Origin of the sequence: Pseudomonas sp. Pf153 (genome assembly GCF_001269775.1) — a bacterium.
GTDB lineage: Bacteria > Pseudomonadota > Gammaproteobacteria > Pseudomonadales > Pseudomonadaceae > Aquipseudomonas > Aquipseudomonas uvaldensis.
This window is the reverse complement of record NZ_LHVL01000012.1, coordinates 139,669-153,773: the sequence shown is the minus strand read 5'-3', so window position 1 is coordinate 153,773 and position 14,105 is coordinate 139,669. Positions and strand designations below refer to the sequence as shown.

15 protein-coding genes are annotated in these 14,105 nt (G+C 62.6%); 1 reads left to right on the top strand and 14 read right to left on the bottom strand.

The features are described 5' to 3' along the window. Positions 1–89: 89 nt before the first annotated feature. From AD666_RS08475 to AD666_RS08420, 12 genes are all read right to left on the bottom strand, one after another. Positions 90–680: an NTP transferase domain-containing protein gene (locus tag AD666_RS08475; protein ID WP_053150134.1), complete on the bottom strand. Its 591-nt coding sequence runs from the start codon at positions 678–680 to the stop codon at positions 90–92. A 19-nt stretch (positions 681–699) separates the two neighbouring features. Continuing rightward, complete coding sequence (locus AD666_RS08470; RefSeq protein ID WP_053150132.1) at positions 700–1,671, bottom strand: XdhC family protein; 972 nt, start codon at positions 1,669–1,671, stop codon at positions 700–702. Then, complete coding sequence (locus AD666_RS08465; RefSeq protein WP_053150129.1) at positions 1,671–3,986, bottom strand: xanthine dehydrogenase family protein molybdopterin-binding subunit; 2,316 nt, start codon at positions 3,984–3,986, stop codon at positions 1,671–1,673. Before AD666_RS08465 ends, AD666_RS08470 begins: the two co-directional genes overlap by 1 nt. Then, positions 3,983–4,453: a (2Fe-2S)-binding protein gene (locus AD666_RS08460; RefSeq protein ID WP_053150127.1), complete on the bottom strand. Its 471-nt coding sequence runs from the start codon at positions 4,451–4,453 to the stop codon at positions 3,983–3,985. The genes AD666_RS08465 and AD666_RS08460 overlap by 4 nt, the downstream gene beginning before the upstream one ends. A gap of 316 nt (positions 4,454–4,769) precedes the next feature. Then, a complete protein-coding gene (gene murB / locus AD666_RS08455) occupies positions 4,770–5,789 on the bottom strand; it encodes a UDP-N-acetylmuramate dehydrogenase (protein ID WP_053150124.1) in 1,020 nt (339 codons plus the stop codon). Then, positions 5,786–6,250, bottom strand: coding sequence for a low molecular weight protein-tyrosine-phosphatase (locus tag AD666_RS08450; RefSeq protein ID WP_053150121.1), 465 nt, complete (start codon positions 6,248–6,250; stop codon positions 5,786–5,788). The genes murB and AD666_RS08450 overlap by 4 nt, the downstream gene beginning before the upstream one ends. After that, positions 6,250–7,014: a 3-deoxy-manno-octulosonate cytidylyltransferase gene (kdsB, locus tag AD666_RS08445; RefSeq protein WP_053150117.1), complete on the bottom strand. Its 765-nt coding sequence runs from the start codon at positions 7,012–7,014 to the stop codon at positions 6,250–6,252. Before kdsB ends, AD666_RS08450 begins: the two co-directional genes overlap by 1 nt. After that, complete coding sequence (locus tag AD666_RS08440) at positions 7,011–7,196, bottom strand: Trm112 family protein (protein ID WP_003179363.1); 186 nt, start codon at positions 7,194–7,196, stop codon at positions 7,011–7,013. The genes kdsB and AD666_RS08440 overlap by 4 nt, the downstream gene beginning before the upstream one ends. 22 nt (positions 7,197–7,218) lie before the next feature. Beyond that, on the bottom strand, positions 7,219–8,229 hold the full coding sequence (gene lpxK / locus AD666_RS08435) for a tetraacyldisaccharide 4'-kinase (protein ID WP_053150114.1): 1,011 nt from the start codon (positions 8,227–8,229) through the stop codon (positions 7,219–7,221). After that, positions 8,229–8,657 carry a biopolymer transporter ExbD gene (locus AD666_RS08430; protein WP_053150112.1) on the bottom strand — a complete coding sequence of 143 codons (429 nt, stop codon included), beginning with the start codon at positions 8,655–8,657 and terminating at the stop codon, positions 8,229–8,231. The genes lpxK and AD666_RS08430 overlap by 1 nt, the downstream gene beginning before the upstream one ends. Further along, positions 8,654–9,289, bottom strand: coding sequence for a MotA/TolQ/ExbB proton channel family protein (locus tag AD666_RS08425; RefSeq protein WP_053150108.1), 636 nt, complete (start codon positions 9,287–9,289; stop codon positions 8,654–8,656). Before AD666_RS08425 ends, AD666_RS08430 begins: the two co-directional genes overlap by 4 nt. Before the next feature lie 107 nt (positions 9,290–9,396). After that, positions 9,397–11,631, bottom strand: coding sequence for a DNA internalization-related competence protein ComEC/Rec2 (locus tag AD666_RS08420; protein WP_053150105.1), 2,235 nt, complete (start codon positions 11,629–11,631; stop codon positions 9,397–9,399). A 146-nt stretch (positions 11,632–11,777) separates the two neighbouring features. Between AD666_RS08420 and AD666_RS08415 the strand changes: the two genes are divergently transcribed. Next, positions 11,778–12,293, top strand: coding sequence for a DUF2062 domain-containing protein (locus tag AD666_RS08415; RefSeq protein ID WP_053150101.1), 516 nt, complete (start codon positions 11,778–11,780; stop codon positions 12,291–12,293). 63 nt (positions 12,294–12,356) lie between these two features. Here the strand turns inward: AD666_RS08415 and AD666_RS08410 are convergent, their stop codons facing one another. Continuing rightward, the gene (locus AD666_RS08410; RefSeq protein ID WP_053150099.1) at positions 12,357–13,136 is read right to left on the bottom strand and encodes an ABC transporter permease; all 780 of its coding nucleotides are present in this window, start codon (positions 13,134–13,136) and stop codon (positions 12,357–12,359) included. After that, on the bottom strand, positions 13,133–14,065 hold the full coding sequence (locus tag AD666_RS08405) for an ABC transporter ATP-binding protein (protein WP_053150096.1): 933 nt from the start codon (positions 14,063–14,065) through the stop codon (positions 13,133–13,135). Before AD666_RS08405 ends, AD666_RS08410 begins: the two co-directional genes overlap by 4 nt. Between the last annotated feature and the right edge of the window lie 40 nt (positions 14,066–14,105).

Genomic DNA, 14,105 nt, shown 5'->3' with positions numbered 1-14,105 from the left:
GTCGGACCGAGTCACCCTCATCGCGAGCAAGCCCGCTCCCACAGAGGACTCGTGTGTATTGCCAGTCCCATAGAGATTCGAGGCGCTTATCAGTTGAAGGTCAACGCTTCGGGTACGTCGACGTCCCAGGTTACACCTGGATCATCCACGCTCATCTCGACCACTTGCGCCCCGGCAAACAACGCCTTAGCGCCGCGATCTCCGGTCAGAGCCATCAACCCGGGACCAAAGGCACGGCCAAAACCCACGGGGTGTCCATACTCACCGGCGAGCATTGGTACACAAATACCCTCTTCACGAATCCCCAATGCCACCCGTTCTATGCTCGATGGCAGAATAAATGGCATATCGCCCAGCAGGATCAGCCAACCATCCTGATCCGGGCAAGCCTGGACCCCAGCCGCGATACTGTCTCCCAGACCCGGCGAGTCCAGCTCGACAATATCGCACCCATAAGCCTGGGCCATGCGAATGGCCTGGGGCCGCCCTTCACGGGTGACTAGCACGCGCTTTGCCAGTGAGGCAGGCACATTCACCAACACGTGCTCGATCACCGAGCGCACGGAGCCATCACGCCCCGCGCAATCGGCCAGCAATTTATCCTTGTCAGGACCTGCAACCTGCCGAAAACGGTTGCCCAATCCGGCCGCCACAATGATCACGCCAATGGAATCGGCCATGTACCCTCCTTGCAGCACATTACAACGGTTTTTTCTGCCGAAGCTCCACGCCGTTCTTGATGGCCACGATTTCGGCCAGCAGCGACAAGGCGATCTCCGCCGGGGTGTGGCTGCCGATGTGCAAGCCGATCGGACCATGCAACCGTTCGATGGCCTGTGCTGACAAGCCTAGCTGAGCCAGATTATCCCGGCGCTTCTGGCTGTTGACCCGCGAACCCAGGGCCCCGACATAGAACGCCTTCGAATCCAGGGCTGTCAGCAGCGCCATGTCGTCCAGGCGCGGATCATGGGTCAAGGCGACAATGGCCGTGCGTTCGTCGGTCTGGATACTCAACACCGCTTCGTCGGGCATCCCTGAGACGAAACGCCCGTGCTGCTCTTCCCAGCCATAGACAAACTCCTTGCGGGGATCACAGATCAGCACTTCGAAATCCAGCAACCGGGCCATTTCCGCCACGTAACGGGACAGTTGCCCGGCGCCGATCAGCAGCAGCCGCCAACGCGGGCCATAAATGGCCCGCAGCGTCTGGCCGTCAAACACCAATGCATCGCTTTTGCTGGCGGGGGCCAGGGTCACGCTGCCGGTGGCGACGTTCAATTCACGTGCGACAATCTCATGGGCTTCGCAACGCTCCAACAGCTCGGCGACCCATTGCGGATCGCCGACCCGCTCTTCGGTCAGGCGCAGGGTGCCGCCGCACGGCAGGCCAAAGCGCGCGGCCTCTTCGCGGGTGACACCGTAGGTGATGAGCTGTACCGGCGGGCCATCCGCCGGGATGCGGCCGTCGTGCAGCCGGGCGATCAAGTCGTCCTCGACACAACCGCCCGACACTGAGCCAATCACCACGCCATCCTCCCGCAGGGCCAGCATTGCTCCCGGCGGTCTCGGCGCGGTGCCCCAGGTCTGGACCACGGTAAACAGCACCACTCGCTGCCCGGCGCGGCGCCATTGGAGCACGCTGCGCAGGACGTTCAGGTCAACGCTGTCCATCAGGCCTTGGCCTGTTGCCAGCCTTGCAGCTGGTAACGTACAGGCAGGTTGCGGATGCGCTTGCCGGTCGCGGCAAATATCGCATTGCACAGGGCAGGCGCAATCGGTGGCACGCCCGGCTCACCGACACCGCCCAACGGCACGTCGCCTGGCGGCGTCACCAGATGCACGGTCACTTCCTTGGGCGCCAGGGACATGCGCGCCACTTCGTACATATGGAAGTTATCCTGCTGCACCTTGCCATCCTTGAAGCTGATCTCTCCCACCATCGCATTGCCCAGGCCCATGACGCAGGCCCCTTCGAACTGAGAACGGATGCGTTCGGGATTGATCTGCGGACCGCAGTCCACCGCGATGTTGGCCTTTTGCACGATCACCGTGCCGTCTTCCCTGACTTCCACTTCGATCGCCGCCGCTACGTAGGTGACGAAGCTGTAATGTACCGCCAGTCCAAGACCACGCCCCTTGGGCAGCTGCTGCCCCCAGCCAGCCGCCTCGGCGACGGTTTCCAGCACCGTGCGGATCCGTGCCGTATCGATGGGATAACGCTCGGGGGATTCACCGTAGTTCCATTCCTCGCTCAAGGTACGGGGATCGATCTTGCGATCCGGTCCCAGCAATTTGAGGTGATACTTCAACGGGTCTTCTCCAGCCTTGTGAGCCAGTTCATCGATGAAACTCTGGATTGCAAAGCCATGGGGAATGTTAGACACCGAGCGGTACCAGCCCACCCGGGTATGGGCAGTCGCTTCGGGGTTTTCCAGGCGCAGGTTGGGAATCGCATAAGCCATGTTGGTAACGCCCATGCCCAGTTCGAACGGCGCTTCGTGGGTCATGTCCGGTGCGAACAGCGCGGTGATGCTGGGGGCCACAGTGCGATGCAGCCAGCCGGACGGCATCCCGTCCCGGCTCAGGCCGGCCTTCAGGTATTCGACCGATACCGTATGGAAATAAGAGTGATGGATGTCATCCTCCCGAGTCCACTGCACCCGGATCGCCTGGCCGGGAAACTCCTTGGCCAGCACGGCCGCTTCGAGGACGAAGTCGGGCTTGGATTTGCGCCCGAAACCGCCGCCCAGCAGTGTGATGTTCACCGTGACTTTCTCGAAGGGGATCCCCAGACGCTCGGCAATGCGCTCACGAGTGACCTGAGGGGCCTGGCTCGGTGCCCAGGCTTCGCACTGGCCATCCTTGAATCGGGCGACGGCGACCATGGGCTCCATCGGCGATTGGGACAGATGCGGCAGATAATACGTCGCTTCCAGGGTCGAGTCGGCCTTCGTCAGCGCGTCGTCTATGTCACCGGTATTGCGTACGACCTTGCCGGGCTTGAGGGCCGCGGCTTCGAGTTCCTTGCGATAGGCACCGGACTCATAGCCGGCATTCGGGCCATCGTCCCATTCGATTTTCAGCGCCTCGCGCCCCTTGATCGCCGCCCAGGTATTCTTCGCCACCACCGCCACGCCACCCAGGGGCTGGAACTCCGAAGGCAACGGCCGGCCTTCGATCTGCACCACCTTGAGCACGCCCGGTACCTTCAGCGCCGCGCTGCTGTCGACGGTCTTGACCTTGCCACCATAGACCGGCGGGCGCGCCACGACGGCGTAGAGCATGCCGTCGAAATGCACGTCGGCGCCGAATACGGCACGACCGTTGACGATGTCCGCGCCGTCGATGGCCCGGCTCGCCTCCTTGCCAATGTAGCGAAACTCCGATGGCTGCTTGAGGCGCAAGCCATCGCGGGCCGGTACCGGCAAGGCACTGGCCGCGGCCGCCAGCTCACCGTAACCCAGTTGTCGACCGGAAGGCTGGTGAACCACATTGTGCAGCTGGGCGCGGCACTCGCCCACCGGAACCTTCCACTGCGCGGCGGCGGCCTGCTCCAGCATGGTCCTGGCGGCGGCCCCGCAGCGACGCATCGGCTCGTACCAATGGCGCATGCTTCGCGAGCCATCGGTGTCCTGGTTGCCGAAGCGCACCTCATCGGCCGGGGCCTGCTGCACCTTCACCCGAGCCCAATCAGCGTCCAGTTCATCGGCCACCACCATGGTCAGGCTGGTGCGCACACCCTGGCCCATTTCCGAGCGGTTGCAGATCACCGTCACAGTGCCATCGCCAGCAATGCTCACGTACACCTTGGGGTCATCGACTGCGCCATGCGGCATGCCCTCGGCGCCAAATTTCTTATCTTCGGCGAAGGCGTCCGGCAGCCCCCAGCTGGCGGCCAGTACCAGCACACCCGTGGCGCTGGCGCCTTTGAGAAAGCCTCGGCGGCTGAGGTTGCTCAGTACGAAATCATCGGGCAAACGGCTCATGCCTTGGCCTCCTTCAGATGCGTGGAAGCCTGCCGGATCGCGGTCTTGATCCGGTTGTAAGTGCCGCAGCGGCAGATATTTCCGACCATGGCTTCTTCGATCTGCTCATCGCTCGGGTTGGGATTACGTTTGAGCAAGGCCGTCGCGGACATGATCTGCCCGCCCTGGCAATAACCGCACTGGGCCACGGCGGTATCGAGCCAGGCCCTCTGGACGACTTGCCCGATCGGGTCGGCATGGAGCTCGTCGATGGTGCTGATGTTCTGCCCTTTCACCGAACCGATCGGCGTGATGCAGCTGCGCGCCGGGGCGCCGTCGATGTGGATGGTGCATGCACCACACAAGCCCATGCCGCAGCCGAATTTGGTGCCGTTATAACCGGCCACATCCCGGATCGCCCACAGCAGCGGCATGTCCTCGGTCACATCCAGTTGATGATCTTTTCCATTGAGTTTCAGGGTAATCATGGGCACGCCCGCATAGTTATCGAGTTATGGGGTCGAGCAATCTGCCGCTTGGGTAACGGTTCGGTTGTCGCAGACTGGCTCAGGCTGATCGGCTCTCTTATGCGGACACGCAGGTGTCTGCACCGGGCCTTCGGGATGCGATGGTCGCATCGTCAGCGAGCTAAATTAACCCAGGATCAAGCAAAACGCCCTGCACAATCCTGCACAAATGAGTGTGGCAGGGATTGTTCAGGGCGTTGTTCAGTTGATCGCGAGCAGACTTTGTTCCATAGGTCGCTCAGCACCCGTGGGCGCAGGCGACGGCAAGGGCAGCCAATCAGTATCGATTAGGCTCCATTTCCAGCTCGACCTGGAAACGTTTGGCAATATCTTTCTGAATGCGCAATGCCAGGTCCAGCAGTTGCGAACCGGTCGCCTCGCCGTAATTGACCAGCACCAATGCCTGCAACTTATGCACACCGGCATCGCCTTCGCGAAAGCCCTTCCAGCCAGCCCGCTCGATCAGCCAGCCGGCGGCCAGTTTCATCTGCCCCTCAGGCTGTGGATAAGCCACCAGGTCGGGATATTGGAGCTTGAGCTGCTCCACTTGCGCGGCCGGCACCAATGGATTCTTGAAGAAACTGCCGGCATTGCCCAGCACGGCAGGGTCCGGCAGTTTTTCGCTGCGAATGCTGCAAATGGCCCGGCCGACATCGGCAGGCGTCGGCTGATCGATGCCTTGCTCGGCCAACCGCTGGCGGACCGGACCGTACTCCAGGTGCAAGTGTGCGACGCGACTCAGGACAAAGCGCACCCTGAGGATCAACCAGCGACCCGCCTGTTGCTTGAACAGACTGTCACGGTAGGCAAAGCGGCACTCTTCAAGGGTGAATGCCCGCAGCTCGCCGGTCTGGCGATCCAGCGCAGTGAGACCGGCGAAGACATCCTTGATCTCGACGCCGTAGGCGCCGATGTTTTGCATCGGCGCAGCCCCCACGGTACCGGGGATCAGGCTGAGGTTTTCCAGCCCCGACCAACCTTGCGCCAGCGTGTGCTGGACAAACGGGTGCCACGGCTCCCCTGCCTCGGCCTCGACCACCACCCGCTCGCCGTCGTCGTCGAGCAGGCGAATCCCCCGGCTGGCCATGCGCAGCACCAGTGCGTCGATGTCGCCGGTCAACAGCAGGTTGCTGCCGCCGCCAATCACCAGCAGTGGAACATCGTGCCCGGCGGCATAGGCCAGCGCCTCGCGGACATCCTCATCGCCCAGGGCGTCGGCGAACAACCGAGCCTTGACGTCGACGCCGAAGCTGTTGAACGGCTTGAGGCTGACGTCACTGCGTATCTGCAAGCTCATAGCCGTCCCTTCAGTTCGATCACCAGACGATCCGTGGCGCGTTCGATCAGGTCGAGCACGTGTTCGAAACCCTGTTCGCCGTCGTAGTACGGGTCCGGCACGTCGTCGAGTTCAGCCTCGTAGCGACGCAGAAACAGGTCCAGTTCGGCCCTGGCATTGGCCGGTTGCAAGGTTTTGAGATGGCGTAGATTGTTGCCGTCCATCGCCAGGATCAGGTCGTAGGCGGCGAAGTCAGCCCGGCTGACCTGCCGCGCGCGTTGGGCCGACAAGTCGTAGCCGCGCCGTAGGGCTGCAGCCTGGCTGCGCTTGTCCGGGGCCTTGCCCACGTGCCAGTCACCGGTACCGGCGGAAGCGACTTCCACCTGCCCGGCCAGCCCGGCCTCGCGCAGTTTGTGCCGCAGGATGCCCTCGGCGGTGGGCGACCGGCAGATATTGCCGAGGCAGACGAACAGAACCCGCATCAGGCCTCCAGCAGGCGACGAACGCGCTCGAGGTCTTCAGGTGTGTCGACTCCGGTCGGCGGTGCGATCAAGGCATCGTCGACGTGGATCCGCACGCCATGCCAGAGCGCACGCAACTGTTCCAGGGATTCAGTGTTTTCCAGCCAGCACGGGCCCCAGTTCACGAAGTCCTGGAGGAAACCGGCGCGGTAGGCATAAATGCCGATGTGGCGGCGATACGGCACCCCATCGGGCATCACGTCGCGACTCTGCGCGAAGGCATCCCGGGCCCAGGGCAACGTCGCACGGCTGAAGGTCAACGCCAGGCCATTGAGGTCACTGACCACCTTGACCACGTTCGGGTTGAACAAGGTCTGGACGTCCTTGATCGGCTCGGCCAGGGTGGCCATGCGCGCTTCGGGGTGGGCCGCCAGGTTGGCCGCGACCTGGTCGATCACGCTGGGCGGGATCATTGGCTCGTCGCCTTGCACGTTGACGACGATGGCATCGGGCTCCAGGCCCAGCTTCGCCGCGACTTCCGCGAGTCGATCAGTACCGGAGTTGTGGTCTTCGCGGGTCAGCACCACTTCGGCGCCGAAGCCGTTGCAGGCCTCGACGATGCGCGCATCATCCGTGGCCACGACCACGCGCCCGGCGCTGCTCTTGCAGGCCTGCTCCCACACATGCTGGATCATCGGTTTGCCGGCAATCGGCAGCAACGGTTTGCCGGGCAGGCGCGTCGAGGCGAAGCGCGACGGAATGACAACAGTAAAAGCCGTGGTCATTTGTCCAGGCGCTCGTCGGTGGTCAGGGTACGGGCTTCGCTTTCCAGCATCACCGGGATGCCGTCGCGAATCGGATACGCAAGACCGGCGCCCTTGCTGATCAGCTCGGTCTTGTCGGCGCTGAGCTTGAGCGGGCCCTTGCAGACCGGGCAGGCCAGAATGTCGAGCAGTTTGGTGTCCATGAGATTCCCCTGGATAAACGTTTTAAGGCAAAAGACGATCCGGCAACAGGCGCATCAACTGCGTATCGAACCAAGCCGCGAAGGCCGGTGATGGCGCGGCATCCACCGCCAGGTACCACCAGTCAGGCGAGGCGAAGGCACGGCATTTGACCGCGTCCTTTTCCGTCATGACCACTGGCAACGAGGGTGTAAAGCTCAAGGCCTGGACGCTGTATTCGGCATGGTCGGCAAACCCGTGCGGTATAGGCCGCCAGTGTAGCGTTTCGAGGGTCTTGAAGAAACGCCGTGGATTGCCGATGCCGGCCACGGCGTGCAAGGCCTGGCCGGGTGGGAAATGATCCAGCGGCCGACGCTCGCCACTGGCCAGGTTCACCAGGGCGGTGGGCCGCAGCTCGAAACCGAAGCCGTCTTCGCGGTCGGCGTTGGCACCGTTGTACAGGACCGCATCGACCGATTGCAGGCGCTCGACCGGCTCGCGCAGTGGCCCGGCCGGCAGGCACCGCCGGTTGCCCAGGCCCCGGGCATCGTCGATCAGCACCAATTCCAGGTCCCTGGCCAGCCGGTAATGCTGCATGCCGTCATCGGACAGGATCAGATCCAGCGCTTCGCTTGCCAGCAGCGCCTGGACCGCGCGGCTGCGATCCGGGTCGATCATCAGCGGCACGCCAGTGCGCTGGACGATCAGCAGCGGCTCGTCACCCGCAATGTCGGCGCCCTGGTCGGCCTGGACCCGCCACGGCAGTTGCGGCGGCTTGGCTCCGTAGCCTCGGCTGACCACACCGACCCGCAGCCCACTGCGCTGGCAATGCTGGATCATCCACAGGATCATCGGCGTCTTGCCGGTGCCGCCCACGGTGATGTTGCCGACCACCACCAAGGGCACCGGCGGTTGGTAAATGGTGCCCTCACCCGCCAGGAAGCGCTCGCGCTTGCCGACCACCACCCGCCGGTACAACCACTCCAGCGGGCGCAACAGCTTCAGGGCCGGGTGACCTTCGTACCACGCGGCGAGCAATCGATCGGACATGGCCATCAGGGTGCCGGCGCCGCCTCGACGGTGGTCATCCGCAGGTGGCTGAAGCCGAGCTTGCCGGCCGCGTCCATGGCGGTGATGACCGATTGATGAGGGGTCTTGCCGTCGGCGCTGATGGACAACGGCAGGTTGGTGTCGCCGCCGGACTCCTTCTGCAGCGCCTCGATCAGGGTTGCCAGATCGCTCTTGGGCAGCAGTTGGTTATTCACCGAAATCGCCCCCTCTGCGCTGATGGTGATTTCCAGGTTTTTCACCTGCTGGTCCTCGGCCGGCGAGCCGCTGACGGCTTGTGGCAGCTCGACCTTGAGCTGGGTCTCCCGGGTAAAGGTGGTGGTGACGACGAAAAACAACAGCAGAATGAACACCACGTCGATCAGCGACGCGAGGTTGATCTCGATGTTTTCCCGTGGTTTGCGGCGGAACTTCACTTCTTGCTCCCGGCCAGGTCCACGTCACGATCGCCCTGTACCACCTCGACCAACTTGATGGCTTCCTGCTCCATGCCGACGACCAATTCATCGACGCGACGTTGCAGGAACCGATGGAAGAACACTGATGGAATGCCCACCATCAGGCCCGCTGCCGTGGTGATCAGAGCCTTGGAGATACCACCTGCCAGGACCGAGGCGTTGGTGCTCATGCCGGAACCGGTGAAGGCGCTGAAGATGTCGATCATGCCCAGTACCGTACCCAGCAACCCCAGCAGCGGAGCCATGGCGGCAATGGTACCCAGAGCATTGATGTAGCGTTCCAGTTCATGAATGACCCGGGCGGCGGCCTCTTCGATGCATTCCTTCATGATCTCGCGACCATGCTTGGAGTTCGCCAGGCCTGCCGCGAGGATTTCCCCCAGGGGCGAACTGGCGCGAAGCTCCTTGAGCTTGTCCTTGTTCAGTTGCTTATCCTTGATCCAGACCCAGACCTGCCCGAGCAGATGCTCCGGGGTCACGCGACTGGCCCGCAGGGTCCACAGGCGTTCGGCAACGATACCCAGTGCCGCGATGGAACTCAGAATGATCGGCAACATCATCCAGCCGCCGGATTTGACCAATTCCCACACAGTGACAGCCCCCTCGAAAAAGTGCGCCACTTTATCATACAGAACCGAGCATGCAGGCTCGGCCCGCCGATAACTGCGTCATGAAGCGACCTGGATCAACACTGGCGTCATGGCCGCGCAGACGGCGGGTCGCGCCAGTAGCGGCGCTGCCCGACCTGGGTAACCGGCGGTTCGAACGCGCCCAGTTGCAGACGAATGGCGCCCTGTTCCGCACTGTCGTAGATTGCCATGCCCAGCCGCTGATACCGGGCCATCACTCGGGGATGGGGATGGCCGAACGCGTTGCCCTGCCCTCTGGAAATCAAGACCGAGTGAGGACTGAGACGCGAGAGCAATGCCATCGACGACGAGCTGCGACTGCCGTGATGAGGTGCGGCCAACCACTGGATCGGGACTGCCAGAGGCCCTTCGAGCAGAGCGCGCTCGGCATGACTATCGATGTCACCGGTCAGCAGCAACCGCTCGCCACCGGCCTCGACCAGCAAGACGCACGACTTCTGATTGCTTTCCAGGGCAGACGACCAACGCCACAACCGGAACCTGACCCCGTCCCATTCCCATTGCTCGTCGTTCTCGCAAGGCTGGGCCTGTAGCGCGGCAGGCAACGCGACAGGGTCGCCGCTGATGACCCGGCTCGCGGGCAACCCATTGAGCACCGACAGGGCGCCGCCGGCATGATCGGCGTCGGCATGACTGATCAACATCAGGTCCAGCCCGCGCACACCCAACTTGCGCAGGGTTGGCAGCACGACACGCGCGCCTGCATCGGCATCGCCAAAGCGCGGCCCTGTGTCATACAGCAAGACATGGCGATGGGTGCGCACCAGCACCGCCAGCCCCTGGCCCACGTCCAACTGCCAGATTTCGGCGCGCCCTGCCGGCACTTCTTGCCGTGGTGCGAACACCATCAGCGACACCATCGGCCAACCCAGCAGGCGCAACGGCACGCCGGAGGGCAGCAACAACAGGAACGCGCCAAGCGCGGCGATACACCAGGCCCATAGAGGGACCGGAACAGGAATCCATGCCGGCATCCCCCCTGCTACCAGTGCCAACCCCTTGAACAACAGCTCAAGCAAACCACCGGCGAGCCACAACAACCCATCGCCGATGAACGGCACCGACAACGATGCCGTGCCAAGGAGCGCCAACGGCAATACCAACAGACTGATCCAGGGCACCGCGACGAGATTCACCAACGGCCCGCTCAGACTGACCGGCAAACCCAATGCCAGCAATAACGGGCACAACCCCACCGCAACCAGCCACTGGGCGCGGGTCCAGGTCTGCCACCACCGCCAAGGGCCGAGGCGCCCGCCGAAGGTAAACATCAGGATCGCGACCGCGGCGAAAGACAACCAGAACCCCGGTCGCAGGCTGGCCAGCGGATCGAACACCAGCACGCCATCGAAAGCCAGCAACCACGCCCACCACGGATCCGGGTGCCGCAAGCGCAGGCGCCACAGCAGCATCAGCCCGAGCATTGCGCAGGCCCGTCGCACCGGCACCTCGAAGCCCGCGAGCAAGCCGTAGCCCAACGCCGCACTGAACGCCAGGCCGCACCCCCAGGGCAACCACGGCAGACGCACCGGCCATACGCCATAACGTGCGGCGCCGGCCACCAGCACGTACACCAGGCCGGCGAGCAAGCCAATGTGTTGCCCGGAAATCACCAGCAAGTGGACGGTACCGGTGTCCTGCAGCACCTGCCAATCGTCACGACTCAAGCCCGCACCGTCGCCCAGGACCAATGCCATCAGCGCGCCGGTGCGTCCCTGGGCATTGACCTGCGCAAGCGCTTGGCGAACCCCGTCGCGCCACGACCCCCGGGCCGATTGCAGGCGATGGCCGTCCTTGATGACACCGGTGGCTCCGATCCCTCGGCTCAACAGCCATGCCTCATAATCGAAACCGTGCGGATTGCGCAGCCCGGCGGGCCGCTTTAGCTTCACCGCCAATCGCCATTGTTCGCCATTGCTGACAGGCGGCCCGCCAAACCAGGCCAGGCGCATCTTCGAGGGCAGCCGGGTGCGCCGTGAACGGATATCGGCCAGCTCGAAACGCACCACACCGTCGCCTTGTTGCGGCAAACCCACGACCCGTCCTTCGACCCACCGGGTTTCGCCATCGAGCGCCGTAGGCAAACGATCATCCAGTGCCCACTGTGCTACCAGGCAGGCCCAGGCCAACCCCAGCAGCCAGAAGCCCAGCGGATAGGTTCGAAACGGCAGAACCATCAACGCCAGAACCGGCATGGCGGCAATCACCCACAAGGGTGGCAATACTGGCAAAAAAAATGGGGCCAACAGCCCCAGTGCAAGCGCGACCATCCCCGTGCGCATAACCCCTTCCTTAAGAGCTTCCCACTCAAGGCATAGTCGGTCAGCGGCACCGTGGCCGTTATCAATTGTCACAAAGTCTGAATCTGCCGCTCTTAGAATCCGGACATACTTGCGGCTTTATTGCCTTGCATCGACCGAGAAGCCTTATGCCCCGGCGCTTATTCAAACGTTACATGCCAGACCCAGCGAGCATTCGGGAACACAAATCCTTACGCTTTCTCGGCACCCTGCTGCACGATCCCAACCTTTGGCACCTCAATCGCCACTCCGTGGCCCGGGCTATGGCCGTCGGTCTGTTCGCCGCGTTCCTGCCCATCCCTCTGCAAATGCTGCTGGCCGCCGCGCTGGCCGTCACGGTACGGGGCAATATTCCCATTGCGGTGAGCCTGGTCTGGCTGACCAATCCCATCACCATGCCGGCGGTGTTTTTCTGCACCTACCAGACCGGTGCCTGGCTGATGGACGTTCCTGCCCGGACCCTGCCCGATGAACTGACCTGGGCATGGATCACCGACCAGTTGTCCACTTTGTGGCGACCGTTCCTGCTGGGCTCGGTGGTGACCGGCCTGGTGCTCGGCGTCCTTGCGTATTTCGTGACCATGAGCTACTGGCGCTGGTGGGTGGCCCGGCAATGGAAAAAGCGCAAGAAAAGACGGCAGTGAAATACAAAAAGGCCTCCCTGATCGGAGGCCTTTTCAATGGGGCAAAGGTAAATGCGCAGCCCGTTATGTCCGCATCCCGCGTCCGCTCACCAGCAACCGGGCGCAACCGATATAGAGCACCACCGTCGCCACCAGCATAAAGGTGATCGCGATGCTGATCCTGATGTCCGAAACCCCGAGGATCCCGTAGCGGAAGGCGTTGACCATGTGCAGCACCGGGTTGGCCAGGGACACGGTCTGCCAGAACGGTGGCAGCAGCGAGATGGAGTAGAACACCCCGCCCAGGTAAGTCAGCGGCGTGAGCACGAACGTGGGAATGATGGAGATGTCATCGAAGTTGCGCGCGAACACGGCATTGATGAAGCCCAGCAGCGAAAAGATCGTCGCGGTGAGCACCACCACCAGTATCGTCACTCCCAAGTGGTGCACCTGCAGATCGGTAAAGAACAACGACAGCAGGGTCACGATCAAGCCCACCGCCAGGCCGCGCAAGACACCGCCCAGGGTAAAGCCGATCAGGATCGTGTGGGGCGAAACCGGTGAGACCATCAGCTCTTCGATGGAACGCTGGAATTTGCTGCCGAAGAAACTCGACACCACGTTGCCGTAGGAGTTGGTGATCACCGACATCATGATCAGACCCGGCACGATGTAATCCATGTACGTGAAGCCACCCATGTCGCCGATCTGCCGGCCGATCAGATTGCCGAAGATCACGAAGTACAAAACCATGGTGATGGCCGGCGGCAGCAACGTCTGCGGCCAGATCCGCATGAAACGCCGAACCTCACGGTAAACGATGGTATTGAGAGCGATGAGGTTGGGTCGGAATTCGGAACTCATACCGCCACCTTCGCCAGGTTTTTCTCCACCAGGGACACGAACAACTCCTCGAGGCGATTGGTCTTGTTGCGCAGGCTTTGCACTTCGATGTTCTGCAGCGCCAGTTGGGTGAACAGCCCGGTAATGCCAACGGTTTTATCCACCTGCACCTCCAGGGTGTGGTGGTCCACCAACCGGGTCGGGTAACCCACCAGCTGAGGAGCTGTCTTCAGATCTCCCTTGATGTCCAGCAGGAAGGTCTCCACATGCAATTGGCTGAGCAACTGGCGCATGCTGGTATTTTCGACGATGGTGCCGTGGTCGATGATGCCGATGTTGCGGCACAACTGTTCGGCCTCTTCCAGGTAATGGGTGGTGAGGATGATCGTGATGCCCTTCTGGTTCAGCTCGGTCAGGAAGGACCACATCGAACGGCGCAGCTCGATGTCCACGCCCGCCGTCGGTTCATCGAGGATCAGCAGACGCGGCTCATGCACCAGGGCCCGGGCGATCATCAAACGCCGCTTCATGCCACCGGACAACGAACGGGACGGCACGTCGCGCTTGTCCCACAGCCCTAACTGGGTCAGGTAGCGCTCGGCACGCTCGTTGGCGATCTTCGGTGGAATGCCGTAGTAACCCGCCTGGGTCACGACGATGTCGAAGGTCTTTTCGAACTGGTTGAAATTGAACTCCTGGGGCACCACGCCGATGGAGCGCTTGAGCGCGGCGGGCTCGCGGTCCAGGTCATGACCAAAGACATTCACCGTGCCGCTGGTTTTGTTCACCAGGGTGGACAGAATGCCGATGGTGGTGGATTTGCCGGCGCCGTTGGGGCCGAGCAAGGCGAAGAAATCACCTTCGGCGACATCCAGATCGATACCACTCAAGGCCTGGAAACCGTTGCCGTAGGTTTTGGTTAGCTGCCGGATGGACAGAGCGGAACTCATATCGGATTTACGCACCAAGAGGGAGGAAACAAATAGATAA